The organism is Microbacterium murale (genome assembly GCF_014635185.1).
GTDB lineage: Bacteria > Actinomycetota > Actinomycetes > Actinomycetales > Microbacteriaceae > Microbacterium > Microbacterium murale.
Genome location: NZ_BMCM01000005.1, coordinates 184,656 through 208,837 on the forward strand (window position 1 = coordinate 184,656; position 24,182 = coordinate 208,837).

A 24,182-nucleotide genomic window follows, 5' to 3' on the forward strand; every position below is an offset into this window, starting at 1 on the left:
AGCTGACCTGCGAAATGGCACGAGAGAAGAAGCGTCGCTCGAACGGACGCCGCAGCCCACTGGCGGCCGCGGCTCTGATCGGTGCAGGACTCCTCATCACAGGAGGCATCTACGCCGGAGCGTCGGCGGCGATCGCCGCCACTGACACCCAGACGAGCGCGAGCACCACCCTGAGCGTCGAAGACGGCGAGAAGCTGTTCCAGTCGAACTGCGCCACCTGCCACGGTCTCGACTTGCAGGGCACCGACACCGGCCCCAGCCTCTACGGCGTCGGCGAGCTGTCCGTCGAGTTCCAGCTGGCGACCGGACGCATGCCCCTGCAGGCGCAGGGACCGCAGGCTCCGCAGAAGAGCCCCCAGTTCACGCAGCCGCAGATCGACGCCATGGCCGCATACGTGCAGTCCGAGGCGCCCGGCCCGACGTTCCCCTCCGACGAGATCCTCGACGGTGAAGGCGATGTCGCACACGGAGCCGAACTGTTCAGGGTCAACTGCGCGATGTGCCACAACGTGTCGGCCGCCGGCGGTGCGCTCACCGAGGGCAAGTACGCCCCGGCCCTGACCTCGACCAGCGCGCTGCACATCTACGCGGCGATGGTCACCGGCCCGCAGAACATGCCGGTGTTCGGAGACATGAACCTCTCCGACGACGACAAGCGTGACATCATCTCCGCACTGCTCTTCCAGCAGGAGTCGGTTTCGGTCGGCGGATTCTCGCTCGGCAACCTCGGGCCCGTCTCCGAGGGACTGTTCGTCTGGATCTTCGGAATCGGTGGCCTCGTCGCCATCACCGTGTGGATCACGGCGAAGTCCAACTGACGCTTATTCATCGAAGAGGAACGTACGAGGAGCACCATGGCAAACGACGACGACTCGAAGGCCCTTGAGCGGGCCTACCAGCCCTCTCCGGGGCTGGGTGTCGCAGTCAGCGATCCCGTGCAGAACCCGGGGCTGCCGCCACACCGTGAGCGGATGACCGACAAGGACCCCAAGGCTGAGAAGCGCGCGGTCCGCACGGTCTACACGCTGTTCTACCTGTCGCTGGCCGGCAGCATCTGGGCTGTCGCGGCGTACATGCTGTTCCCGATCGAAGACGGCTCCCTGGGAGCGATCCGCTACAACAACCTCTTCATCGGTCTCGGCATCGCTCTGGCGCTGCTGTCGCTCGGCATCGGCGCCATCCACTGGTCCAAGGCCCTGATGTCCGACAAGGAGTTCATCGAGCACCGTCACCCCACCCGGGGCAAGGACTCGACGCGCGAAGCGGCAGTCCAGGCGTTCGCAGACGCGAACGAGGAGTCCGGCTTCGGCCGACGCACGATGATCCGCAACTCGCTGTTCGCAGCGGTCATCGCATCGATCATTCCCGGTGTGGCGCTCTTCCGCGGTCTTGCACCGCACAGCACTCCTGAGGACCCCACAGCCGGTGACCCCGTCGTGCTGCTGAAGCAGACCATGTGGGCAGAGGGACAGCGTCTCGTGCGCGACCCTGACGGCACGCCGATCCGCGCGGCAGACGTCACCCTCGGCTCCGCCTTCCATGTGATCCCTGAGGATCTCGCGGAGCTGAGCCACCACGACGGCTACCTCGAGGAGAAGGCCAAGGCGATCGTGCTGATGATGCGCCTCCGCCCCGAGCAGCTCATCGAAGCGGAAGACCGCAAGGACTGGTCGTACGACGGCATCGTCGCGTACTCCAAGGTCTGCACGCACGTCGGCTGCCCCGTCGCCCTGTACGAGCAGCAGACGCACCACCTGCTGTGCCCGTGCCACCAGTCGCAGTTCGACGTGACCGACCACGCGAAGGTCATCTTCGGCCCGGCCGCCCGTCCACTGCCTCAGCTGCCGATCACCGTCGACGATGAGGGCTACCTCGTCGCACGCAGCGATTTCACCGAGCCTGTCGGCCCGAGCTTCTGGGAGCGCCATTGAGTACCGCAACGCTGTCCAAAGAGGACAAGGACACCAAGGCGCCCCTCGGCGGCCGATTCGTCGGTGGAGCGGCGAACTACATCGACGAGCGCACCAGCCTCTCGGGCTTCGTCAAGGAGCTCGGTCGCAAGATCTTCCCCGACCACTGGTCGTTCATGCTCGGCGAGATCGCGCTGTGGAGCTTCGTCGTCGTCTTCATCTCCGGCTCGTTCCTGACGTTCTTCTTCCAGGCGTCGATGGTCGAGACGCACTACACCGGCGCCTACGCCCCCATGCGCGGCATCGAGATGTCCGCGGCACTCGAATCGACGCTGCACATCTCGTTCGACCTGCGCGGTGGTCTGCTGGTCCGCCAGATCCACCACTGGGCAGCTCTCGTGTTCGTCGCCGGCATCGGCATCCACATGCTGCGCATCTTCTTCACCGGCGCGTTCCGCAAGCCGCGTGAGCTGAACTGGGTCATCGGCTTCGTGCTGTTCATCCTGGCGCTGGCCGAGGGCTTCACCGGCTACTCGCTGCCTGACGACCTGCTCTCGGGCAACGGCCTGCGCATCATCGACGGCATGGTCAAGGGACTCCCCCTGATCGGCACGTGGACTTCGTTCCTGATCTTCGGTGGAGAGTTCCCCGGTACCGACATCGTCGGTCGCCTGTACTCGCTGCACATCCTGCTGCTTCCGATGCTGGTCATCGCCCTCATCGTCGTGCACCTGATGCTGATGGTGATCAACAAGCACACCCAGTTCGCCGGCCCCGGTCGCACGAACGACAACGTCGTCGGCTACCCGATGATGCCGGTGTACATGTCGAAGATGGGCGGCTACCTGTTCATCGTCTTCGGCTCGATCGTGCTGATAGCGACGTTCTTCCAGATCAACCCGATCTGGGCGTACGGACCATACGACCCGTCCCCGGTTTCGGCCGGTACCCAGCCGGACTGGTACATCGGATTCGCGGACGGCGCGCTGCGGCTCGCGCCATCGAACTGGGACCTCGTTTTCCTCGACCGCACCTGGTCGTTCGGAATCATCGTTCCCGTGCTCGTCCTCGGCCTGTTCATCGTCGCCGTCGCGATCTATCCCTTCCTCGAGGCGTGGATCACCGGAGACAAGCGTGAGCACCACATCGCGCAGCGTCCCCGCAACGCCGCCACGCGCACCGCGATCGGCGCCGCCGGCGTCATCTTCTACGCGGTCCTGTGGGCGGCAGCATCCTCCGACCTCATCGCGACGCACTTCATGCTCACGATGGAGGGCGTGATCCACACGCTTCAGGCGCTGCTGTTCCTCGGCCCGATCCTCGGTTACTTCATCACCAAGCGCATCTGCATCGCGCTTCAGAAGAAGGACCGCGAGATCGTGCTGCACGGCTACGAGTCCGGTCGCATCGTCCGCCTTCCCGGCGGCGAGTACATCGAGGTGCACCAGCCCGTCGACACCTACGACCGCTGGAAGCTCATCGACGTCGACGGCTACGAGCCTCTGGTGGTGCGCCCGAACGACAAGGGCCGCATCCCGTGGACCGAGAACCTGCGCTCCTCCATCTCGCGCTGGTTCTTCGAGGACCGTCTCGCGCCGCTCACACACGCCGAGGTCGCGGCCGCTGATGCGCACCAGCATCACGTCACGACTCACATGGACGAGACTGAGGCTGCGGAGATCCAGGGCGCTCACGAACGTGCCGGCGTCCCGGACGCACCGCTGAGTCCTCCCGTCGAGACGCACATCGACGAGACCGCCAACACGCCGAGCTCTGTGATCGCCACCGAACCGGTGAAGAAGCCCAAGAAGGGTTCTGCGAACGGCGAGGTCGAGACGCCAGAGAAGAAGTCGGAGGACGGCGAGTAACACCGCCGCTCCCCTGGCCCTGCCCGCCGCTCTTCGGAGCGCGGTCAGGGCCTTCTTCGTTCCGGCGCACGGCTTCTTCCGGTACAGGGATGATGGCGGGAATCGGATGCTGTGCGACAGACACAACGCGATGCCTCTGCGGCGAGATCTCTAAGCTGGAGGCATGATCGATCGCGCTGACCACTTCGCCGCCAAACTCGCATACGAGACGGACGCGAGCGACCTGTACGCACGCCAGAAGGCCGCTGATGGCGTCATGGTCATCGATGTGCGCTCCGACGAGGCGTGGGCGCAGGGGCGCATCGCAGGCGCCGCGCACATGCACTACAGCGAGATCGCGACTCGTGCGCCCGTGGAGATTCCGGTCGGAACAGAGGTCGTCGTCTACTGCTGGAGCCCCGGATGCAACGCCGGCGCCAAGGGCGCGCTGGAGTTCGCGAAGCTCGGCTACACCGTTCGCGAACTGATCGGCGGTTTCGAGTACTGGGTCCGCGAGGGATACCCGATCGAAGACGCCGACGGCGTGCATCGGCGCCCGGTCGATCCGCTCACGGGCGTCGCCCGAATCCGCACGCGGGCCTGACTTATCCATAGGTCGCCCACGCGGCCCGACTGCACTCCCCTACCATCGAGCCGTCGCGGTCCGTGACGTCCCGATGCGAAGGGGAACGAGCATACGAGCGCAGGTCCGCCTGACTGTGGCCATCACACTCGCCGCCGCGATGGAGTTATCGACGGGCTACGCGCCGCACGAGGACTGGACGACTCCGGTCGAGGCCGTGGAGCGTCGAAGCGCGACTGCTCAGCGCCCCGCTTCGCGCGGGAGACGTCGTGCTCGCCTACGTGGTCGGCTCGGAAGGCGCCGTGGAGATCGTCGCGTGGGACGCCGACGACGGACAGGAGTTGTGGCGACGGACGGCGCTGCCTGGCACAACACCACGCGGCGTCGCTCAAGTCGTCGCGGCCGGGCATGACCGCGACGAGACAGCTCTGATCACCACTCCGACGGGGCTGAGCGCCTACCGGCTCAGCAGATGATCGTCCTTGCAAGAGAATGATCGCCCCTGCAACGCTGAAGGCCCCTGGATCGAGATCCAGGGGCCTTCAGGACGACACGCGCTCAGCGAGCGAAGTGACCGCGGTAGTACTCGTACACCCAGCCGACGATTGCGACGGCGAAGATGGCCACGCCGATCGGCAGCAGGAAGTGTCCGACGGCCATTCCGATCAGGAACACGGCAGCAGAAGCGGCCAGCACGATCGGCCACCAGGACCAGGGGCTGAACTCGCCCAGCTCGGGGTCTCCGTCATCGATGTCGGCAGTCAGGATGTCTTCGGGCAGCTCGCCGCCCTGCGCCTTGTGCGTGCGTGCCAAGTACACCGCGATCATGGCGGACATGCAGGCGCCGAAGAGCAGCGCGACAGAACCGACCCACTCGACCTTGGCTGCACCGACCAGCTCGGGGTACTCCAGGATGTGCCACACCGTGTACACGGCAGCGACCACGGAGAAGAAACCGGCGAGAATCCACCACAGGATGATGTTTGAACGCATGGCTTACTTGGCCTCTCCGCTCGCACCGGCGACTGCGGGCTCCGGTGCGGCCACAGGGTGCTCCGCCGCTTCGGGGTGGTTCAGATCAAACGCGGGGCGCTCGCTGCGGATGCGCGGAATCGAGGTGAAGTTGTGTCGCGGCGGCGGGCAGCTGGTCGCCCACTCGAGCGATCCACCGTAGCCCCACGGGTCGTTGACCATGACCTTGGGCGCCTTGCGTGCCGTAATCCACACGTTCAGGAAGAACGGCAGCATCGAGGCGCCGAGGATGATCGCGCCGATCGTCGACACCTGGTTGCCCCAGGTCCAGCCGTCGGCCGCCGAGTAGTCAGCGTAGCGACGCACCATGCCGTCCACGCCGAGCCAGTGCTGGATGAGGAACGTCATGTGGAAGCCGACGAACAGCATCCAGAAGTGCACGTAGCCGAGGCGTTCATTCAGCATGCGCCCTGTCCACTTGGGCCACCAGAAGTAGAAGCCGGCGAACATCGCGAACACGACGGTACCGAAGACGACGTAATGGAAGTGGGCGACGACGAAGTACGAGTCGCTGAGGTGGAAGTCCAGCGGCGGAGCCGCGAGGATCACGCCGGTCAGACCACCGAAGACGAACGACACGAGGAAACCGAGCGCGAACACCATCGGCGTCTCGAAGGTCACCGACCCTCGCCAGAGCGTTCCGATCCAGTTGAAGATCTTCACACCGGTCGGCACGGCGATGAGCATGGTCATCAACGCGAAGAACGGCAGCAGCACGGATCCGGTGACGTACATGTGGTGGGCCCACACAGCCACCGACAGAGCCGCGATCGCGATCGTCGCGTAGACAAGGGTCTTGTAGCCGAAGATCGGTTTACGGCTGAACACCGGGAAGACCTCAGAGACGATACCGAAGAACGGCAGCGCGATGATGTACACCTCGGGGTGACCGAAGAACCAGAAAAGGTGCTGCCAGAGGAGCACACCGCCGTTCGCCGGATCGTAGATGTGCGCACCGAGGATGCGGTCGGCAGCTGCGGCGAAGATCGCTGCCGCGAGCACCGGGAACGCCATCAGGATAAGAAGGCTCGTGATCAACGTGTTCCAGCTGAAGATCGGCATACGCCACATCGTCATGCCGGGCGCACGCATCGTGATGATCGTGGTGATGAAGTTCACGGCTCCGAGGATGGTTCCGAAGCCGGACATGCCGAGCCCCACCATCCAGAGGTTTCCACCTGCACCAGGCGTGAACGTCGCACTCGCCAGAGGTTGATAGGCGAACCAGCCGAACGAGGCCGCACCCTGCGGGGTGAGGAAGCCGGCGACCGCGATGATCGAGCCGAAGAGGAAGAGCCAGAACGCGAACGCGTTCAGACGGGGGAACGCCACATCGGGCGCGCCGAGCTGCAGCGGCAGCACCGCGTTCGCGAACCCGGCGAACAGCGGCGTCGCGAACATGAGCAGCATGATCGTGCCGTGCATGGTGAACAGCTGGTTGTACTGCTCCTTGGTGGGAACGATCTGCATGCCAGGAGCGAACAGCTCAGCGCGGATGACGAGCGCCATCACTCCGCCGAGGAGGAAGAAGAGCACCGAGGCGATCAGGTACATGTACCCGATGGTCTTGTGGTCAGTGGACGTGATCCACTTGACGACGATGTTGCCCTTCTGCTCGACGCGCGAGGAGCTCATCAGAGCGGCCTGGCGTGCCGGAATGGCTGTGGGGCGAGCGCCAGCAGGCTGGCTCGGGGCCTCAGTAGTGGTCATGAGGTTACTCTCCCTCTTCTTCAGAGTCCGTCTCGGACGTCGTACCTGTGGTGCCGGGGAGGTTGTTGAGACGGTCGTAGGCATCGGTGATGTCGCCCGTGTTCCCCTCCTCGCGAAGCGACTCGACGTATGCGTCGTACTCGTCCTGCTCGACGACCTTGACGTTGAACAGCATCATCGAGTGGTACTCGCCACAGAGCTCAGCGCACTTGCCGGCGTATTCGCCGACGCGCGTCGGGATGAAGGACCAGGAGTTGTCCTTCCCGATGTACATGTCCTTCTTGTAGAGGAAGTCGATGATCCAGAACGAGTGGATGACGTCACGCGACTGAAGGCTGATGTGCACCTTCTGGTCAACCGGAAGCACCAGGGTCGGCAGCTTCTCGGTGTCGATGTTGCCTTCGGCGTCCGGCTGCGCCTGCACGCCCATGGTCCAGACGGCATCGGACAGATCGTCGTCTTCGCCGGCGTACATGAAGTCGAACGCCCACTGCTTGCCGATCGCGGTGATCTCGACGTCTGCGTCGTCGCCCCACTGCGTCTCGATCGAGGCCTGGTCCTTCACCGTGAAGAAGAACATGCCCATGACGAGGATCAGCGGGATCACCGTGTAGAAGATCTCGATCGGCATGTTGTAGCGCATCTGCACCGGCAGGCCGGTCTGGCCCTTGCGGCGGCGGTACGCGACAGCGGCCCACCCCATGAGTGCCCAGGTGATCATGCCGACCGCGAGAAGGACGATCCAGGAGTTGACCCAGAGTCCTGCGACCCGGTCGGTCTGGTTCGTGGCGGCAGTGCCGTCTTCTACGAAGCCCGGGAGGAATCCGTGGAGTTCGGTGGGAGAGCATCCCGCCAGAGCCACGGCTGCCGCGATTCCCAGAGGAATGGCGGCCCAACGAAGGCGGCGTTTCGAGGGCACGATGCACCTTTCAAGATGACGGACAAGGCACGTTCAAGTCTAGGGCAACCTCACACCTGATTCATGCCAACCACGCAGGTCGGGCACGGCCGACTCTCAGTGGAAGCTGTCTCCGCAGGCGCAGCTTCCCGCTGCATTCGGGTTGTCGATGGTGAATCCCTGCTCGGAGATCGTGTCCTTGAAATCGATCGCCGCACCGTCGAGGTACGGGACGCTCATGTTGTCGACGATGACCTCGACACCGTCGAAATCAACGGTCTCGTCACCGTCGAGGTAGCGCTCGTCGAAGTAGAGCTGGTAGATCAGGCCGGAGCATCCGCCGGGCTGCACGGCGACACGCAGACGCAGGTCGTCGCGCCCCTCCTGCTCGAGGAGGTTCTTCACCTTGGTCGCTGCCGCATCGGTCAGCGTGACGCCGTGTGCGGTCGAGGTCTCTGTGGTCAGTGTGGTGTCGCTCATGTCGCTCCTTGTGACAGGCCGCGCGTGCAGGCGGCGGTTCGTTCTGATTCTACCTTCGAGCACCCGGATGGGCGCTGATCAGGTCATGAACGTGATCAGCGGGTGATCTCGTTCATCCGGGTCAGCAGCAGCGCCTCGGTCGCGACGGCATGACGGAACGTGTCGAGGTGCAGCGACTCGTTGGGGCTGTGGGCACGTGCGTGCGGATCCTCCACTCCGGTGACGAGGATCTGCGCCGCAGGGAACTCCCGCACGAGGTCGGCGATGAACGGGATGGATCCTCCGACCCCGAGATCGACCGGGTCGGCGCCGTAGCCGTCCGCCATCGCCTGACGCGCGAGGCTCACCGCCCACCCGCTGGTGTCGACGAGGAACCCGTCGCCGAGATCGACGTCCGAGAAGGTCAGCTCGGCGCCGAAGGGCACGTGGGCGCGCAGGTGCGCCTCGAGCGCCTCGTACGCGTCCTGACCCGACTGCCCCGGCGCGACGCGTGCGCTGATGACGACGGTCACCTCCGGAAGCAGCGTGTTGGATGCTGACGCCACACTGGTCGCATCGATACCGATGACGGTGATGGCGGGTTTGTTCCAGATCCGGCTCAGGACGGTGCCCCGCCCGATCGGCGAGGTGCCGGGAAGGAGCCCAGCCTCGTCCCGCAGCGTTTCCTCGGTGTAGTCGGGCGTCGGGGTGTCGGTCTCGGAGAGCCCATCGACGGCGACCGCCCCGTCTTCGTCCCAGAGTGTGGAGAGCAGACGGACCGTCGCCATCATGGCGTCGGGCACCGCTCCCCCGAACATGCCGGAGTGCGAGGCGTGATCGAGCGTGCGCACCTTCAGGGTGAAGCGTGCGTTCCCGCGCAGCGACACGGTGAGGCCGGGCGTCGTGGAGTCCCAGTTGCCGGAATCGGCGACCACGATCGCATCGGCACGAAGCGCTTCGGCGTTGTCGCTCAGGAACTGCGCGAACGAGCGCGAGCCGTATTCCTCCTCACCCTCGATGAACAACGAGACGCCGAGTTCGAGGTCGTCCCCGAGCACCTCGGCGACCGCACGCAGTGACGCGATGTGCGCCATGATGCCGGCCTTGTCATCGGCGGCGCCGCGGCCGTACAGCCGCCCGTCACGGACCGTCGGCTCGAATGGCGGCGTCTCCCACAGCTCGTCGGCGCCTGGAGGCTGCACGTCGTGGTGTGCGTAGAGCAGGATCGTCGGTTTGCCGTTGCGCGCGGCCCGCGTCGCGAGCACGGCGGGCTGACCGTGCTCGTCAGTGCCGGGGATCGCGGCACGCAGCACCCTGACCTCGTCGAAGACGCCGGTGCCGGTCGCAAGCGATGCCACGCGCTCGGCGCTGCGCTCGAGCTGCGTCTGATCGAACGACGGCCAGGCGATGCCGGGGATCCGGACGAGGTCGCCAAGGTCGGACAGCGCGGAGGGGATACCGATGGCCACCGCTTCTGTGACTGCTGATTCGATCGCGGGGTCGACGTTCTGCGTCTGTGAAGTCATGCGAGTAATCTTAAGGCTGAACACCGATTTCTATCCGAGGAGCCTCGTGGCCACTTCCACCCCACCGACGAACGACGACGCGGCCGACACGCCCGTCGCCGGCAAGGGACGCCCGACGCCGAGCCGCGCCGAGCAGGAAGCCGCACGTCGACGACCGCTGGTGGCCGACACCAAGGAGGCCCGCGCCGCAGCGAAGCTGCAGATGCGGGAGCAGCGCGAGCGTGCGCAGGCCGGCATGGCCGCCGGTGAGGACAAGTACCTCCCGCCGCGCGACAAGGGCCCGCAGCGCCGTTGGGTGCGCGACTACGTCGACGCCGGCTGGCACCTCTCCGAATGGGTCATGGCACTGATGGTGGTCGTCATCCTGGTCTCGCTCATCCCCGACCCGACGTTCTCGTTCTTCGCGTTCATCGGCCTGTGGGCGTTCATCGTCATCGCCGTGATCGACATGGTGCTGCTCGGCATCCGCGTCAAGCGCAAGGTCGCCGCGAAGTTCGGCAAGGACCGCATGGAGAAGGGTCTCGGCTGGTACGCCGCGATGCGCGCGCTGCAGATGCGTTTCATGCGCCTTCCCAAGCCGCAGGTCAAGCGCGGCCAGTACCCCGCCTGAGGCCCCTGCTGATCTGACGCGCCCAGAGCGGTCCTCGGTAGAGGAACGCCGTGTAGCCCTGCACGAGCGTCGCGCCGGCATCCAGTCGCTCCTGCACGTCTGTCGCCGTCTCCACTCCGCCGACCGAGATCACACAGAAATCGCTCGGAACGGCCGCGCGAACCACGTGCAGCACCTCCATCGACCGTGCGCGCAGCGGTGCGCCAGAGAGCCCGCCCGCACCGGCCGCCTCGACGATCGCAGCATCCGTCTTGAGGCCCTCGCGGCTGATCGTGGTGTTATGCGCGATGATGCCGTCGAGCCCCTCGGCGACGGCGAGCTGCGCGATCGCCGAGATCTCGTCGTCTGGCAGATCCGGCGCGATCTTCACCAGCAGGGGTGTCGCACCGGCGGCCGCCTTGACCGCGCGCAGCAGCGGTGCGAGCGTCTCGACCGCCTGGAGCCCGCGCAGCCCCGGCGTGTTCGGGGAGGACACGTTGACGGCCAGGTAATCGGCGAACGATGCGAGTCGCTTCGTGCTGGCGACGTAGTCGGAGGTCGCGTCCGCGACGTCGACGACGCGGCTCTTGCCGATGTTCACGCCGATGACGGTCTTCGGGCGGCGCCGACGGAGCTTCTCAAGGCGGCGTGACGCAGCATCCGCTCCGGCGTTGTTGAAGCCCATCCGGTTGATCACGGCGCGATCGGGCACCAGACGGAACAGGCGCGGCCGGGGGTTGCCGTCCTGCGCGATGGCCGTGATCGTCCCGATCTCGACGTGACCGAATCCGAGGGCGGCCAGCCCGCGCACACCGACGGCATTCTTGTCGAACCCGGCGGCGACGCCGAACGGCGAGTCGAAGGTGAGGCCGAGCGCCTGAACCTGCAGCTGCGGGTCTGGCGATGCGATCGCGCGCGTGATCCACGAGAACGGCGGAACACCGAGCACGCGGATCACCGCCATGGCGGCGTGGTGGGCGAACTCGGGGTCGAAGCGCGACAGGACGACGCGGAAGAGCAGCGGATACATCCCTGCCAGATTACCGGTCGACGGACTCCGGTTCGGACGGCGCGTGCTCGGCGCGGAGGTCGCTGATCGCGCTCTCGAAGTCCTCCAGCGAATCGAACGCCTGATAGACGCTCGCGAAGCGCAGGTATGCCACCTCGTCCAGATCGCGGAGGGGACCGAGGATGGCGAGGCCGATCTCGTTGGCGTCGAGCTGCGAGACGCCGGTCTGGCGCACCGCCTCCTCCACACGCTGCGCGAGGATCGCGAAGTCGGCTTCGGTCACCGGCCGCCCCTGACAGGCCTTGCGCACACCGGAAATGACCTTCTCCCGGCTGAACGGCTCCATGACCCCTGAGCGCTTGATCACGTTGAGGCTGGCCGTCTCGGTGGTGGTGAATCGTCCCCCGCACTCCGGACACTGGCGACGCCTGCGGATCGAGAGCCCGTCGTCGCTCGTTCGGGAGTCGATGACACGGGAATCCGGATGACGGCAGAAGGGGCAGTGCATGGTGTTACAGCGTAGTCGCTCCCCCGGCCGCTCCCTGGAAGCGTGCCTCGATCGCCTCGCCGTGAGCGGGCAGCACCTCGGCATTCGCGAGCGCGACGACGCCCGCGCGCACTGCGGCGAGGGCGGCGTGGTCGTACGAGATCACCTGCTGCGGACGCAGGAACGTGTACGCGCCGAGCCCCGGCGCATAGCGCGCCTGACCGCCCGTGGGCAGTACGTGGTTGCTGCCGGCCATGTAGTCGCCAAGACTCACCGGCGTCTGATCGCCGACGAAGACGGCACCGGCGCTGGTGAAGGCGGATGCCGCGGCCTCGGCATCTGACAGGTGCAGTTCGAGGTGCTCGGGGGCGTACGCGTTGCTGAAGGACGTCGCCATCGCGCGGTCATCGACCAGGACGATCGCCGACTGCGGTCCGGCGAGTGAGACGCCGACGCGCTCGCTGTGTTTCGTGCCTGCGGCGATCTGCTCGACCTCGGCGGCGACGCGCTCCGCCAGCGCCGGGTCATCGGTCACGAGAACGGCAGAGGCCTGCTCGTCGTGCTCGGCCTGACTCACGAGGTCTGCGGCGATCAGGCGTGCATCGGCCACGGCGTCTGCGACGATCAGTATCTCGGTCGCGCCTGCCTCCGAGTCCGTGCCGACGACGCCGGCGACGGCGCGCTTCGCCGAGGCGACATAGTTGTTACCTGGTCCTGAGACGACGTCGACGGGGTCGAGGCCGATCGCGGCCACTCCCCAGGCGAGGGCGCCGATCGCCCCGGCTCCGCCGATCGCATACACCTCTGAGATGCCGAGGAGGCCGGCGGCGGCGAGGATCGTCGGGTGCACCCGCCCGTCGGGCTGCGGCGGGGATGCGAGTGCGATGCTCGTGACACCCGCGACCTGGGCGGGGACGACGTTCATGACGACGCTCGATGCGAGCGGGGCCTTGCCGCCCGGAATGTAGACGCCCGCCCTGGTGACAGGCTGCCAGCGCTGGACGATCTGCGCGCCGGGGCCGATGGCCGTGGTCCGAGAAGCTGGCACCTGCGCCGCGGAGCCCTGGCGCACACGGAGGATCGCTTCCTCCAACGCCGCGCGCACGACGGGATCGACGGAAGCGAGCGCCTCGGCGATGTGCTCGGCCGGGACGCGGATCGCGTGGTCGGTGACCCTGTCGAACCGCTCGGCCTGTTCCCGCAGAGCATCCTCACCGCGTCCGCGGACGTCGTCGACGATCCGCGCCGCGGTCTCGAGCGCTTCGGCTCTGGCCTGGGCGGCCCTGGGCACAGCCGCGAGCATGGCTGCCGGCGAGAGCTTCTGCCCTCGCAGATCGATCGTTCGCACTTCAGCCCTTCGTGATGTCTGCGATGTCGTGCAGGTAGCCGATCCGGCCGTCGTCGTGTCGGATCACGAACGCTCCGCCCCGGTCTTCGATCACCAGCGCCCATGCGGTCGGACCGACGCGGAACAGCGGCTCACCGCGCTCATCCACGACGTCGCGCTCGGTCGGGGCGAGCGCCCAGAACGGCTGCGAAGATGCGGGCTCGACTGTTTCCTCGACGGGTGCTTCCGTCGAGGTCGCCGCCGGAGCCGCGACCTCACGCGGTGCCGTCGCGTCGAGGTCTTCGATGACACCCGTCCGGTCATCGACCGGTGCGGGCTCGGCAACCTCTGAGCGAGTCGACTCGGATTCTTCCGCAAGGTCTGCGGCGACGGCATCCTGCTCGTGGTCAGGGTTGAACTGCCGTCGCGACGTCCGCGCATAGGCGGGAAGGTAGTCGCTGTCGTCGGCGCCGACGGTGGTTCCGAGACCGATCTCGGCTCCGGCCCCCGGCGTGGCGCCGAGGTCGCGACTTGACGCGTGCGCCGTGGACGACACGCGGTCGCCCAGCCCGAGATCCGCGATCTCGTCGGTCGTGTGCTCACCGGACAGTTCGGGATCGGTGACCGGCGACTCCTGCGGCGCGGGAGCGGGCTTCTCGGGGCGCGGGCGGGCGATCACGGGGCGGACCGGGTTGGCGTTGCGGTGCGCGAGCGTGACCAGACGTCCGTGGAAGTCATCGCGCAGTCCGGGGATGAGCGGTGCGAAGACCGTGATCACGACGAGTGCGAGCGCAGCGACGAACTGAACGATCGTGAGCCATGTCAACGCGAACTCGTCTGTGGCCGCCGAGACCGCGGCGAGGTCCCAGTTGACGGTCGCCCAGTAGAGAGCGCTGACCGAGAAAGCGACGGACGCGAACTGGTCGATCCCGAGCGAGCCGACCCTGCGAATGCCGTCCGGTGAGAAGCGGCGGAGAACGATCAGGAAGACGGCCGCGGTGGGCAGCCCCAGCGCGAGAACCCACTGGATTCCCTGTCCCCACAGCGAAGCGCCGCCGGCATGGGCGTACACGGGGAAGAACGACGTCACGAACGCGACGAGCCATACGCCGACGATGAGCAGCTCCCGCAATGTGAACCCGAGGATGCCGGGTTGCGGTGCGACCTCATCGTCGTAGAGCACACCGTCGTCTTCTGCCAACGGCGCCGCGTCGGCGAGACTCTCCGGGTCGCTGAACGGCTCCGGGTCGCCGGGAAGGGGGGATTCCGTGCTCATGAAGCGTGGTCCTTTCAACGTGGCGCACTCGGGCTGATCGTGTGCGCCCAACGCGTCCCGATACTACCTGCTGCATCGGGGCGGCGCATGGTGCAGATCTGCCCATTCAGCCCAGGCAGGCGGGGCCGAGAAGCGACTTCAGGTCACCGAACAGATCGGCGGAGACCTTCACCGGCATCGGCACTTCGAACACCTTCGCCGTGGTTCCTCGATGCACCCTCAACAGCACCTCGGTCTCACCGTTATGGCGACGCAGCACCTCGGCGAGGTCGTTCATCACCCGTTCGGTCGCGCGCTGCTCTGCGAGCACCAGAGCGAGAGGCCCTGCGGTGTCGAACGACCCGACGTCGGGCGAGAACGCCGACTGCGCGTGCAGGTTGAGTCCGTCATCGCGACGCGACACCCGCCCGCGCACGGCGAGGATCGCATCCTGCTGCAGAGTGTGCTGGAACTCGGTGTAGGTCTTGCCCATGAACATCACGGTGACCTCGCCGTTGAAGTCCTCGACCGTGATCATGCCGTACGGATTGCCGCTGGCCTTCGCCACACGATGCTGCACGCTGGTCACGAGGCCCGCCACCGTGACCTGGTCGCCGTCCTGCAGGTCTTCCGACGCGAGCAGGTTGCTGATCGAGATCGAGGCGTGCTTCGCGAGCGGCACCTCGAGCCCGGCGAGCGGATGGTCGGACACGTACAGGCCGAGCATCTCGCGTTCGAAGGCGAGCTTGTCCTTCTTGACCCATTCCGGGCGACCTGGAACCTTCGCGGGAACGGTCTCTTCCACCGCATCGTACAGACTGTCGAAATCGAATCCGATGGCGCCCTGCGCCTCGTTCCGCTTCTGACCGACGGCTGCTTCCACGGCATCCTCGTGGATCTCCATGAGCGCACGACGGGTGTCGCCCATCGAGTCGAACGCGCCCGCCTTGATCAGCGATTCGACGGTCCGCTTGTTCGAGACGTGCAGCGGAACCTTCTTGAGGAAGTCGTGGAAGGAATCGAAGCTCTCCTTCTCGCGCGCCTGGACGATGCCGTCGACGACATTGCTGCCGACGTTGCGGACGGCGCCGAGGCCGAACCGGATGTCGTCGCCGACGGCCGCGAAGAAGTTGATCGACTCTCGGACGTCGGGCGGCAGCACCTGGATGCCCATGCGGCGGCACTCATTGAGGTAGATCGCCATCTTGTCCTTGGAGTCGCCGACGCTGGTGAGCAGCGCCGCCATGTACTCGGCCGGATAGTGCGCCTTGAGATAGGCGGTCCAGTATGAGACCACGCCGTACGCGGCGGAGTGCGCCTTGTTGAAGGCGTAGTCGGAGAACGGCAGCAGGATCTCCCAGATCGCGTTCACCGCGCCGTCCGAGTATCCGTTGGCATGCATACCCGACTGGAAGCCCTCGAACTGCTTGTCCAGCTCCGACTTCTTCTTCTTTCCCATCGCGCGGCGGAGGATGTCTGCCTGTCCGAGGGAGAATCCGGCGACCTTCTGCGCGATCGCCATCACCTGCTCCTGGTAGATGATGAGGCCGTACGACTCTTCGAGGATCTCGGCGAGTGACTCAGTGAACTCCGAATGGATCGGGGTGATCGGCTGCAGCCCGTTCTTGCGCAGCGCGTAGTTCGTGTGCGAGTTCGCGCCCATGGGACCCGGACGGTACAGCGCGATGAGCGCCGAGATGTCACCGAAGTTGTCGGGCTTCATCAGGCGCATCAGTGAGCGCATCGGACCGCCGTCGAGCTGGAACACACCGAGGGAGTCTCCGCGGGCGAGCAGATCGTAGGCGCCCTGATCGTCGAGCTCGAGATGCTCGAGATCGACCTCCTCGCCACGGTTGGTGCGGATGTTGTCGAGGGCGTCCGAGATGATCGTGAGGTTGCGCAACCCCAGGAAGTCCATCTTGATCAGGCCGAGGCTCTCGCACGACGGGTAGTCGAACTGCGTGACGATCTGGCCGTCCTGCTCACGGCGCATGATCGGCACGATGTCGAGCAGCGGCTCGCTCGACATGATCACGCCTGCGGCGTGCACGCCCCACTGGCGCTTCAGCCCTTCCAGCCCGACGGCGCGGTCGAAGACCGTCTTCGCCTCCGGGTCGGTCTCGATCAGAGTGCGGAACTCGCTGGCTTCCTTGAATCGCGGATGCTTCGCGTCGAACATGCCGTCCAGCGGCATGTCCTTTCCCATCACGGGCGGCGGCATCGCCTTGGTCAGGCGCTCCCCCATGCTGAACGGGAAACCGAGCACGCGCCCGGCATCCTTCAACGCCTGCTTGGACTTGATCGTGCCGTACGTGACGATCTGCGCGACGCGCTCCGAGCCGTACTTCTCGGTGACGTAGTCGATGACCTCGCCGCGACGACGATCATCGAAGTCGACGTCGAAGTCGGGCATCGAGACGCGGTCTGGGTTGAGGAACCGCTCGAAGATGAGGCCGTGCTCGATCGGATCGAGGTCGGTGATCTTCATCGCGTAGGCGACCATGGATCCGGCACCGGAACCACGGCCTGGTCCGACGCGGATGCCGTTGTCCTTGGCCCAGTTGATGAAGTCGGCGACCACGAGGAAGTAGCCGGGGAAACCCATCTGCAGGATGATGCCGGTCTCGTACTCGGCGCGCTTGCGCACATTGTCGGGGATGCCGGACGGGTAGCGGTAGTGCAGCCCCGCCTCGACCTCTTTGATGAGCCAGCTGTCCTCGGTCTCGCCGTCCGGGACGGGGAAGCGCGGCATGTAGTTGGCGGACGTGTTGAAGTCGACCTGGCAGCGCTCGGCGATCAGCAGGGTGTTGTCGCACGCCTCAGGGTTGTCGCGGAAGAGCTGGCGCATCTCCTGCGCGGTCTTGATGTAGTACCCGTCGCCGTCGAACTTGAAACGGTTGGGGTCGTCCATGGTCGACCCGGACTGCACGCACAGCAGTGCAGCGTGGGCATCGGCCTCGTGCTGGTGCGTGTAGTGCGAGTCGTTCGTTCCGACCAGGGGGATGCCGAGATCTTTGGCCAGCCGCAGCAGGTCGGTCATGATCCGGCGCTCGATCGAGAGGCCATGATCCATGATCTCGGCGAAGTAGTTCTCCTTGCCGAAGATGTCCTGGAACTCGGCTGCGGCCGCGCGCGCGGCATCGTACTGTCCGAGGCGCAGGCGTGTCTGGATCTCGCCGGACGGGCACCCCGTCGTGGCGATGAGCCCCCTGCCGTACGTCTGCAGCAGCTCGCGGTCCATGCGGGGCTTGAAGTACTGGCCTTCGAGGCTGGACAGCGAGCTCAGTCGGAAGAGGTTGTGCATGCCCTCGGTGCTCTGGCTCCACATGGTCATGTGGGTGTACGCACCGGAGCCTGAGACGTCGTCGCGCTTCTGATCCGGAGACCCCCACGCCACGCGCGACTTGTCGCTGCGGTGCGTTCCAGGGGTGACGTAGGCCTCGAGGCCGATGATCGGTTTCACGCCAGCGTTGTTGGCCGCGTTGTAGAACTCGAAGGCCGCGAAGGTGTTGCCGTGATCGGTGACGGCGATGGCCGGCATACCGTAATCGGCAGCCGCCTGCGTCATCGAGTTGATCTTGGCAGCACCATCCAGCATCGAGTACTCGCTGTGCACGTGCAGGTGTACGAAGGAGTCGGATGCCACGTGTTCGAGTCTACGTCGGGGCGCCGACGTCGGCATTTTGATATGGCGTTCTCCGCTCCCGCTGCACCATCGATCACGTCAGGGCGAGCCGCATCAGAACGCGCGGGAATCCGTTCAGAACGGATGACGTCTCGGATGCCTGGACGAAGCCCGCCTTCTCGAACAGCGCCTTCGTCCCTACGTACGCCATCGTCAGGTCGACCTTCTCACCCCCGTTGTCGACGGGATACGCCTCGACGGCCGGGGCACCGCGCTCTCTGGCGTAGGAGACGGCACCGTCCACAAGGGCGTGCATGATCCCCTGCTTGCGGTACCCCGGTCGTACCCGGACGCACCACAGGGACCAGACGTCGAGATCGTCGACATGCGGGATCCGTCTGTTCGTCGCGAAACTCGTGTCGCGACGCGGATGCACCGCCGCCCATCCGACAGGCTCGTCATCGAGATAGGCGATGACGCCTGGGGCTGGGTCCTGTCGGCAGAGCTCCTTCACGCGATTCGCGCGCTCCGGCCCCTTCAGCTCGTTGTTCTCCTTCGAGCCCAGTCGGTAGCTCAGGCAGAAGCACACGTTCGATGTCGGTTTCTTCGGGCCGACGATCGTCGCGACGTCGTCGAAGACCGTCGCCGGCCGCACCTCGATGCTCATGCCGACAGTGTGGCGGATGCCGCCGACATCCGCCACGGGCAGCGGCCGCCGGTGCTATTCGGCCGCGACGATCCGCTGGTCGGTGTTCGTGTAGTGGATCGAGTCCGCTGTGCTGCCGACGAGACCCATCGTCACGTCCAGCAGACCGGGAGCCACGTCATCCAGCGGCGGCGGCGTGTCCGTTCCGATCGTCAGCGGTGCTCCGCCCATCGAAGACGCCGACACCGAGCCGAGATACACGGACACGTCGCCTGCGAGCTCCATGGTGTCGGCGTTCGTGACGAGCCCGTCGTGGTCCGGTGGGCGAACGGTCAGCGAGAAGCCGGTGATGGTGATGGAGTCCGCACTGATCTTGAGCGCGCGCACGGATCCGCCGTCCACTGTGGGGACGCTGACGATGCTGATCCCCTTCAGCCCGGTGAAGGACAGCCCGCCTGCGCGCATGGCCGCCGGCGTGCCGGTGAAGATCGGAGCCGCGTCATCGACTGGCGCAGGCACCGGCTCGGTCGATGCGGGCGGCGTCGCGGGATCCTCCGGGAGCACGGCATCCGGATCGACCGGATCCGGTGCCGACGGATCGGGGACGGCCGGATCGACCGGCGCCGTCGGATCGACAGGCGCTGCCGGCTCTGTCGGGGTCGGCTTCGGACACAGGAACGACATGAATGAGTCGCAGAACCCCGTGTGACGCGGCGAGGGCGCAGCACCCGCGACGAGCGGCGCGGCGACCGCGAGAGCGGCGAGCATTCCGACCACTCGCAGTCGGCGAGAGATCACGCGCTCTCCCCCGATGCGGATTCCGCATTCTGCACGTCGTCCTCGCTCAGTCGCTGAGCCCTTTCCTTCGCTCGCGCTCGCGCATCCGGCGTCATCCACGCCACCACGAGCACTCCGCCGATGCACGCGAGGATCGTGCCGATCAGGAAGCCACCCAGATTGACGCCGATGATCGCATAGATCCCGACCGCGAGCGCGATCACTCCGTAGAAGATGTGGTGCGCCGGCATCACGATGGCCAGAACTCCGAGAAGCACCAGCATCACGGGGATCACCGTGGCCTGCAGCCCCTCGATGCCCAGCTGCACGTGCAGGTGCCCGATGTCGAGCTGCCCGGAGAAGAACATCTCGACGCCGGCGATCGCGATCAGAACACCGCCCACGAACGGACGCTCCTGCCGCCACACCCGGAAGCGTCGGCTCTTCGGCCGCGCGGCCGCACTCTTGCGTGTGCGCTCGGGCTCGTTGCCGCGGGTCTCGTCCTGTCGCTTCACGCTCAGAAGCATGCCTCGGATCCGTCCGTCAACTCAAGCGTCATGCCGGTCAAGGTGAACACCGAAGCCTGTGTGCTCCATGCCGTCTGCTGCAGATTGCTGATCGACACTGTGTCTGAGTCCTGGGCGAAGTCGCCCGCCGAGCCCTTGGCATCGGTGTTCACCGTCGAGGCATCCACACCGATGCGGATGTTGCCGAAGGTGGCGTCGCCCTTGAGACCCGTCATGCCGATCTGCAGATCGGAGGCAGACGCGGGATTGCCGCCGCCACCGGCCTTGATCAGCACACCGACCGTACCGAGGGGAGTCTCGGTGATCACCGACTGGCACAGATCCGACAGCGTCGCGCTCTTGATGTTCGCGATGGCGACGGTGTGCTCGCCGCCTTCGGAATCGGTCGCGACGCCCGCGTACTGGGAGAACCCGGTGCCCTCGAGCTGACTGGCGCCGATCTGGAACTGACTGCCAGACACGGCGAACGAGACCGGAACCGCTCCTTGCGCGACGCCGCCGAGCAGCAGCGCAGCGACGACTCCGACAGGAACCGCTGCGAGAGTGACGCGGCCGGCGTGGGACTTGGTGAGAGATGGGAACTTCATCGATCCTCCAGATTCGGAGCCGTCACCTTCGACGACATCTGTTCGAGCATAACCACCATTGACTCAGAGTCAATACCGATCGCGCCGTATCACCGACGGATAGGCTGGCCCCATGCCCGACGATCGCCGCAGCCGACTGACGCCAGACGAACGCCGGGCTCAGCTGATCGCCCTCGGCGTGAACTTCCTCGCCGACCATCCGCTCGACGAACTCACGATCGATGAACTTGCACGTCGGGCCGGCGTGTCGCGTGCGCTGCTCTTCCACTACTTCGACACCCGCCAGGGCATGCATCGCGCCGTCGTGCTGACCGCGCGAGACGCCATGCTGCAGGCCACGGCGCCTCGACCCGAACTGCCCCCGCGAGAGCGCATCGAGGACACTCTGCTGCGATTCGCCGCTTTCGTGCGCGAGCATCGTGGAACATTCATCTCGCTCGTCCGCGGCATCGCCAGCGGTGATCAGACGGTGCGAGAGCTCGTCGACGAATCTCGCGAGATCAACGCCGAGCACCTCCATGACGCACTCTCCGAGCTCGGCATCCCCGACACGCGAGCGCTCACGATCGCGCTGCGTGCCTGGGTGTCGTTCACGGAAGAGGTGCTCGTCACCCTCGCCACACAGGAGAGCGTGGACGACACCGAACTCGTCGTGTTCCTCAGCCGCACGCTCGACGCCGTGGTCGAGGCCGCTCGGGCGAGCACGCTCTGACCTGACTAAACCGGCCTGTCAGGACGATCCAGAATCAGTCCCCGCGCAGAATATCCAGTGCGTGCACGAAATCGGCGGGGTACGGCGATTCGAACTGCACCCACTCCCCCGTCGCCGGGTGCGTGAACCCGAGCCGGTGCGCGTGCAGCCATTGCCGGGTGAGTCCCAGCCGTGCGGAGATCGTCGGGTCCGCCCCATAGAGAGGATCGCCGACGCACGGATGCCGGTGCGCGGCCATGTGCACGCGGATCTGATGCGTGCGCCCAGTCTCGAGATGAATCTCGAGCAACGAGGCCCCTGGAAACGCCTCGAGCGTCTCGTAGTGCGTGACCGAATCCTTGCCTGTCGGCGTGACGGCGAACTTCCACGAGTGATTCGGATGCCGCCCGATCGGTGCATCGATCGTCCCTGCGAGCGGGTCGGGATGCCCCTGCACGACGGCATGGTAGACCTTCTCGACGGTTCGCTCCTTGAAGGCATGCTTCAGCGCCGTGTAGGCGGACTCGGTCTTCGCGACCACCATCAGGCCGCTCGTGCCGACATCCAGACGATGAACTATGCCGGCGCGTTCCGCCGCGCCGCTGGTGGCGATCCGGAATCCGGCACCCGCGAGTGCTCCGAGCACAGTCGGACCGTCCCACCCCTGTGACGGGTGAGCAGCGACGCCTGACGGCTTGTCCACCACGACGATGTCGTCATCGTCGTGGATGATCCCCAGATCGGGCACCACGACCGGAACAATCTTCGGCTCCTCTTTGGGCTGCCAGTCCACGCTGAGCCACCCGCCGGCATGAAGCCGATCGGATTTCCCCAGCGTCACGCCGTCGAGGCTCACCCCACCCGCTTCAGCGACCTCCGCAGCGAAAGTGCGCGAGAACCCGAGCATCTTCGCGAGTGCGGCATCGACGCGAGCGCCCTCGAGGCCGTCTGGCACCGGCAACGACCGGGACTGCATCCTCAGTTGGCCTGTTCGGGCTCGGCGTCGATCGGTGCGGACGTCTTCGCGGCGTCGGCACCGACGTCTGAATCGGTCGCGTCCGCGTCAGCATCCGGTGCGACGTCGTCCTTCTCGCGCGTGCCGTCGAAACGCAGACCGAGCACGACGAGCAGCGCGACGGCGATCATGCCGCACACGATGAAGATGTCGGCGACGTTGAAGATCGCCGGCATCATCCACGGCATCGAGATCATGTCGACGACGTGTCCGACGGCGAAGCCGGGTTCGCGCAGCAGCCGGTCGGTGAGGTTGCCGAGCACGCCACCGAGGAGCAGACCGAGCACCACTGCCCACAGCCGTGAACGCAGGCCGAACGACTTCCAGATGATGATGCCGGCGACGACGGTGAGCGCGATCGTGAAGATCCACGTCACTTCACTGCCGAGCGAGAACGCGGCACCAGAGTTACGGATGTAGTACAGCTGCAGGAACTCGCCGAGAACCGGGACCACCTCGTGCAGAGGAAGGTTCTCGATCGTGAGGTGCTTCACAAACTGATCGGCGGCCAGCACCAGGGCCGCGAGAATCGCGACGATGATGCCGGCCGCCGACCGACTGAGTGGACGACGTCCTGGCAAAGGGACGACCTAGAGCCCGATCGCGGAGACCGGGGTCGAGTCCGTCGATGCCGACTTCTCGTCGAGATCGCGGAGCTGACCCTCGATGTAGCCGCGCAGCTGAGTGCGGTAGTCGCGCTCGAAGTTGCGCAGTTCGGTGATGCGCGCTTCGAGAGTGTTGCGCTCGCGCTCGAGGCGGGCGGACTCTTCGCGTTCCTTCGCCTGAGCGTCGGCACGGATGCGGTCGACCTCGGTCTGCGCCTCCGAGATCAGCTGGCTCTTCTTGGCCTCGCCCTCGGCGACGTGCTCGTCGTGCAGGCGCTGGGCCAGCTCGATGATGCCCGCGGTAGCCGTGGTCGAACCCGCGGCGACTGCGGCGGTCTCCGGCACCTCGATGGCGGGAGCGGGGGTTGCAGCCACGGGGGCGGGAACCTCTTCGACGACAGCGGGAGCCTCTTCAGCTGCCGGAGCAGCCGGGGTCTCGCCGGACTCGTAGGCCGCGAGCTTCGTCTTCAGCTCTGCATTCTCTTCGAGGGCCTTGCGCCACTCGACGACGATCTCGTCGAGGAAGTCATCGACCTCGTCCGGGTCGAAGCCGTCCTTGAAACGGACGTGCTGGAACTGCTTGGTGACGACGTCATCCGGGGTCAGTGCCATTTTCTCGGCTCCTCTTTCGATGAGTTCTGTTGCCAGGGACTGAAGTGTGGCTCGGTATTGATCCGGCGCGTACCCGGGGCGCGCACCTCGAGCAAGCATAGTCCTCGCTCGCAGGTGATGCGATATGAGGGGTGGGCAGCGGTGCCCACGGTCGGGTGCACGACTCAGATGAACGCGCGCACGATCGCCATCAGGATCAGGACGGCGAGCATGGTGAACGTGAAGCCGAAATCCAACGAGAGCGTCCCGATGCGCAGCGGAGGGATGAAGCGCCGGAACAGTCGGATCGGAGGGTCGGTGACCGTGTACACGAGTTCCGCTGCGATCAGACCGCCGCCCTTGGGGCGCCACTCACGATTGAACAGCGGAATGTAATCGAGGATCAGCCGTGCGAAGAGCACGAAGATGTAGATCAGCAGGACCAGGTGAATGATCGATGCGACCACCGAGACCAGTGCGGTCACG

At 65.9% G+C, this 24,182-nt stretch carries 25 protein-coding genes; 7 read left to right on the forward strand and 18 right to left on the reverse strand.

Annotation, left to right across the window (positions count from 1 at the left end; genetic code table 11):
• Positions 1–14: 14 nt before the first annotated feature.
• From qcrC to IEV67_RS15260, 5 genes are all read left to right on the forward strand, one after another.
• Positions 15–818, forward strand: a complete 804-nt coding sequence (gene qcrC / locus IEV67_RS15240) for a cytochrome bc1 complex diheme cytochrome c subunit (RefSeq protein WP_188437424.1) — start codon at positions 15–17, stop codon at positions 816–818.
• A gap of 36 nt (positions 819–854) precedes the next feature.
• Positions 855–1,931, forward strand: a complete 1,077-nt coding sequence (gene qcrA, locus IEV67_RS15245; RefSeq protein WP_188437425.1) for a cytochrome bc1 complex Rieske iron-sulfur subunit — start codon at positions 855–857, stop codon at positions 1,929–1,931.
• Positions 1,928–3,778 (forward strand): cytochrome bc1 complex cytochrome b subunit, encoded by a 1,851-nt coding sequence (gene qcrB, locus IEV67_RS15250; RefSeq protein ID WP_188437426.1) that lies wholly within the window; start codon positions 1,928–1,930, stop codon positions 3,776–3,778. The genes qcrA and qcrB overlap by 4 nt, the downstream gene beginning before the upstream one ends.
• 163 nt (positions 3,779–3,941) lie before the next feature.
• Positions 3,942–4,361, forward strand: coding sequence for a rhodanese-like domain-containing protein (locus tag IEV67_RS15255; protein WP_188437427.1), 420 nt, complete (start codon positions 3,942–3,944; stop codon positions 4,359–4,361).
• Between the two features lie 248 nt (positions 4,362–4,609).
• Positions 4,610–4,816 (forward strand): hypothetical protein, encoded by a 207-nt coding sequence (locus IEV67_RS15260; protein WP_188437428.1) that lies wholly within the window; start codon positions 4,610–4,612, stop codon positions 4,814–4,816.
• An 82-nt stretch (positions 4,817–4,898) separates the two neighbouring features.
• Here IEV67_RS15260 and IEV67_RS15265 read toward each other — a convergent pair whose 3' ends face one another.
• The 5 genes from IEV67_RS15265 to IEV67_RS15285 form a co-directional block, all read right to left on the reverse strand.
• Positions 4,899–5,333: a cytochrome c oxidase subunit 4 gene (locus IEV67_RS15265; RefSeq protein WP_188437429.1), complete on the reverse strand. Its 435-nt coding sequence runs from the start codon at positions 5,331–5,333 to the stop codon at positions 4,899–4,901.
• A gap of 3 nt (positions 5,334–5,336) precedes the next feature.
• Positions 5,337–7,082 carry an aa3-type cytochrome oxidase subunit I gene (ctaD, locus tag IEV67_RS15270; protein ID WP_188437430.1) on the reverse strand — a complete coding sequence of 582 codons (1,746 nt, stop codon included), beginning with the start codon at positions 7,080–7,082 and terminating at the stop codon, positions 5,337–5,339.
• 4 nt (positions 7,083–7,086) lie between these two features.
• Positions 7,087–8,001 (reverse strand): aa3-type cytochrome oxidase subunit II, encoded by a 915-nt coding sequence (ctaC, locus tag IEV67_RS15275; protein WP_188437431.1) that lies wholly within the window; start codon positions 7,999–8,001, stop codon positions 7,087–7,089.
• A 96-nt stretch (positions 8,002–8,097) separates the two neighbouring features.
• Complete coding sequence (gene erpA, locus IEV67_RS15280; protein WP_188437432.1) at positions 8,098–8,460, reverse strand: iron-sulfur cluster insertion protein ErpA; 363 nt, start codon at positions 8,458–8,460, stop codon at positions 8,098–8,100.
• Positions 8,461–8,555: 95 nt separating this feature from the next.
• Positions 8,556–9,965, reverse strand: a complete 1,410-nt coding sequence (locus tag IEV67_RS15285; RefSeq protein WP_188437433.1) for a dipeptidase — start codon at positions 9,963–9,965, stop codon at positions 8,556–8,558.
• Here IEV67_RS15285 and IEV67_RS15290 point away from each other — a divergent pair.
• The gene (locus IEV67_RS15290) at positions 9,964–10,575 is read left to right on the forward strand and encodes a DUF3043 domain-containing protein (protein WP_188437434.1); all 612 of its coding nucleotides are present in this window, start codon (positions 9,964–9,966) and stop codon (positions 10,573–10,575) included. The two genes, IEV67_RS15285 and IEV67_RS15290, sit on opposite strands and share 2 nt — an antisense overlap.
• Here IEV67_RS15290 and IEV67_RS15295 read toward each other — a convergent pair.
• From IEV67_RS15295 to IEV67_RS15335, 9 genes are all read right to left on the reverse strand, one after another.
• Positions 10,550–11,584 carry a quinone-dependent dihydroorotate dehydrogenase gene (locus tag IEV67_RS15295; protein ID WP_188437435.1) on the reverse strand — a complete coding sequence of 345 codons (1,035 nt, stop codon included), beginning with the start codon at positions 11,582–11,584 and terminating at the stop codon, positions 10,550–10,552. The genes IEV67_RS15290 and IEV67_RS15295 overlap by 26 nt on opposite strands.
• Positions 11,585–11,594: 10 nt before the next feature.
• Positions 11,595–12,071: a transcriptional regulator NrdR gene (gene nrdR / locus IEV67_RS15300; RefSeq protein WP_188437436.1), complete on the reverse strand. Its 477-nt coding sequence runs from the start codon at positions 12,069–12,071 to the stop codon at positions 11,595–11,597.
• 4 nt (positions 12,072–12,075) lie between these two features.
• Positions 12,076–13,398 (reverse strand): histidinol dehydrogenase, encoded by a 1,323-nt coding sequence (gene hisD / locus IEV67_RS15305; protein ID WP_229703180.1) that lies wholly within the window; start codon positions 13,396–13,398, stop codon positions 12,076–12,078.
• A 1-nt stretch (position 13,399) separates the two neighbouring features.
• A complete protein-coding gene (locus IEV67_RS15310; protein WP_229703182.1) occupies positions 13,400–14,653 on the reverse strand; it encodes a hypothetical protein in 1,254 nt (417 codons plus the stop codon).
• A 106-nt stretch (positions 14,654–14,759) separates the two neighbouring features.
• The gene (gene dnaE, locus IEV67_RS15315; RefSeq protein ID WP_229703207.1) at positions 14,760–18,230 is read right to left on the reverse strand and encodes a DNA polymerase III subunit alpha; all 3,471 of its coding nucleotides are present in this window, start codon (positions 18,228–18,230) and stop codon (positions 14,760–14,762) included.
• A gap of 121 nt (positions 18,231–18,351) precedes the next feature.
• The gene (locus IEV67_RS15320) at positions 18,352–18,924 is read right to left on the reverse strand and encodes a GNAT family N-acetyltransferase (RefSeq protein ID WP_188437438.1); all 573 of its coding nucleotides are present in this window, start codon (positions 18,922–18,924) and stop codon (positions 18,352–18,354) included.
• A gap of 54 nt (positions 18,925–18,978) precedes the next feature.
• Positions 18,979–19,701: a hypothetical protein gene (locus IEV67_RS15325; protein ID WP_188437439.1), complete on the reverse strand. Its 723-nt coding sequence runs from the start codon at positions 19,699–19,701 to the stop codon at positions 18,979–18,981.
• Positions 19,698–20,195 carry a DUF6114 domain-containing protein gene (locus IEV67_RS15330; RefSeq protein WP_229703184.1) on the reverse strand — a complete coding sequence of 166 codons (498 nt, stop codon included), beginning with the start codon at positions 20,193–20,195 and terminating at the stop codon, positions 19,698–19,700. The genes IEV67_RS15325 and IEV67_RS15330 overlap by 4 nt, the downstream gene beginning before the upstream one ends.
• A gap of 2 nt (positions 20,196–20,197) precedes the next feature.
• A complete protein-coding gene (locus IEV67_RS15335; protein WP_188437440.1) occupies positions 20,198–20,794 on the reverse strand; it encodes a DUF6230 family protein in 597 nt (198 codons plus the stop codon).
• A 112-nt stretch (positions 20,795–20,906) separates the two neighbouring features.
• Here IEV67_RS15335 and IEV67_RS15340 point away from each other — a divergent pair, with 112 nt between their 5' ends.
• The gene (locus IEV67_RS15340; RefSeq protein WP_188437441.1) at positions 20,907–21,506 is read left to right on the forward strand and encodes a TetR/AcrR family transcriptional regulator; all 600 of its coding nucleotides are present in this window, start codon (positions 20,907–20,909) and stop codon (positions 21,504–21,506) included.
• Positions 21,507–21,540: 34 nt separating this feature from the next.
• Here the strand turns inward: IEV67_RS15340 and IEV67_RS15345 are convergent, their stop codons facing one another.
• The 4 genes from IEV67_RS15345 to IEV67_RS15360 all read right to left on the reverse strand — a co-directional run bounded on the left by IEV67_RS15345 (position 21,541) and on the right by IEV67_RS15360 (position 24,181).
• The gene (locus IEV67_RS15345) at positions 21,541–22,461 is read right to left on the reverse strand and encodes an RluA family pseudouridine synthase (RefSeq protein WP_188437442.1); all 921 of its coding nucleotides are present in this window, start codon (positions 22,459–22,461) and stop codon (positions 21,541–21,543) included.
• A gap of 2 nt (positions 22,462–22,463) precedes the next feature.
• Positions 22,464–23,081, reverse strand: a complete 618-nt coding sequence (gene lspA / locus IEV67_RS15350) for a signal peptidase II (protein WP_188437443.1) — start codon at positions 23,079–23,081, stop codon at positions 22,464–22,466.
• A 9-nt stretch (positions 23,082–23,090) separates the two neighbouring features.
• On the reverse strand, positions 23,091–23,717 hold the full coding sequence (locus IEV67_RS15355; protein ID WP_188437444.1) for a DivIVA domain-containing protein: 627 nt from the start codon (positions 23,715–23,717) through the stop codon (positions 23,091–23,093).
• A gap of 164 nt (positions 23,718–23,881) precedes the next feature.
• Complete coding sequence (locus tag IEV67_RS15360) at positions 23,882–24,181, reverse strand: YggT family protein (protein ID WP_188437445.1); 300 nt, start codon at positions 24,179–24,181, stop codon at positions 23,882–23,884.
• Position 24,182 lies beyond the last annotated feature (1 nt).

What these genes read in the sequence shown, in the direction of transcription:
- qcrC (WP_188437424.1), top strand. Translation starts at nt 15, where the DNA reads ATGGCACGAGAGAAGAAGCGTCGCTCGAACGGACGCCGCAGCCCACTG.
- qcrA (WP_188437425.1), top strand. Translation starts at nt 855, where the DNA reads ATGGCAAACGACGACGACTCGAAGGCCCTTGAGCGGGCCTACCAGCCC.
- IEV67_RS15255 (WP_188437427.1), top strand. Translation starts at nt 3,942, where the DNA reads ATGATCGATCGCGCTGACCACTTCGCCGCCAAACTCGCATACGAGACG.
- IEV67_RS15265 (WP_188437429.1), bottom strand. Translation starts at nt 5,333, where the DNA reads ATGCGTTCAAACATCATCCTGTGGTGGATTCTCGCCGGTTTCTTCTCC.
- ctaD (WP_188437430.1), bottom strand. Translation starts at nt 7,082, where the DNA reads ATGACCACTACTGAGGCCCCGAGCCAGCCTGCTGGCGCTCGCCCCACA.
- erpA (WP_188437432.1), bottom strand. Translation starts at nt 8,460, where the DNA reads ATGAGCGACACCACACTGACCACAGAGACCTCGACCGCACACGGCGTC.
- IEV67_RS15290 (WP_188437434.1), top strand. Translation starts at nt 9,964, where the DNA reads ATGCGAGTAATCTTAAGGCTGAACACCGATTTCTATCCGAGGAGCCTC.
- IEV67_RS15285 (WP_188437433.1), bottom strand. Translation starts at nt 9,965, where the DNA reads ATGACTTCACAGACGCAGAACGTCGACCCCGCGATCGAATCAGCAGTC.
- IEV67_RS15295 (WP_188437435.1), bottom strand. Translation starts at nt 11,584, where the DNA reads ATGTATCCGCTGCTCTTCCGCGTCGTCCTGTCGCGCTTCGACCCCGAG.
- nrdR (WP_188437436.1), bottom strand. Translation starts at nt 12,071, where the DNA reads ATGCACTGCCCCTTCTGCCGTCATCCGGATTCCCGTGTCATCGACTCC.
- IEV67_RS15310 (WP_229703182.1), bottom strand. Translation starts at nt 14,653, where the DNA reads ATGAGCACGGAATCCCCCCTTCCCGGCGACCCGGAGCCGTTCAGCGAC.
- dnaE (WP_229703207.1), bottom strand. Translation starts at nt 18,230, where the DNA reads ATGCTGGATGGTGCTGCCAAGATCAACTCGATGACGCAGGCGGCTGCC.
- IEV67_RS15320 (WP_188437438.1), bottom strand. Translation starts at nt 18,924, where the DNA reads ATGAGCATCGAGGTGCGGCCGGCGACGGTCTTCGACGACGTCGCGACG.
- IEV67_RS15335 (WP_188437440.1), bottom strand. Translation starts at nt 20,794, where the DNA reads ATGAAGTTCCCATCTCTCACCAAGTCCCACGCCGGCCGCGTCACTCTC.
- IEV67_RS15340 (WP_188437441.1), top strand. Translation starts at nt 20,907, where the DNA reads ATGCCCGACGATCGCCGCAGCCGACTGACGCCAGACGAACGCCGGGCT.
- IEV67_RS15345 (WP_188437442.1), bottom strand. Translation starts at nt 22,461, where the DNA reads ATGCAGTCCCGGTCGTTGCCGGTGCCAGACGGCCTCGAGGGCGCTCGC.
- IEV67_RS15355 (WP_188437444.1), bottom strand. Translation starts at nt 23,717, where the DNA reads ATGGCACTGACCCCGGATGACGTCGTCACCAAGCAGTTCCAGCACGTC.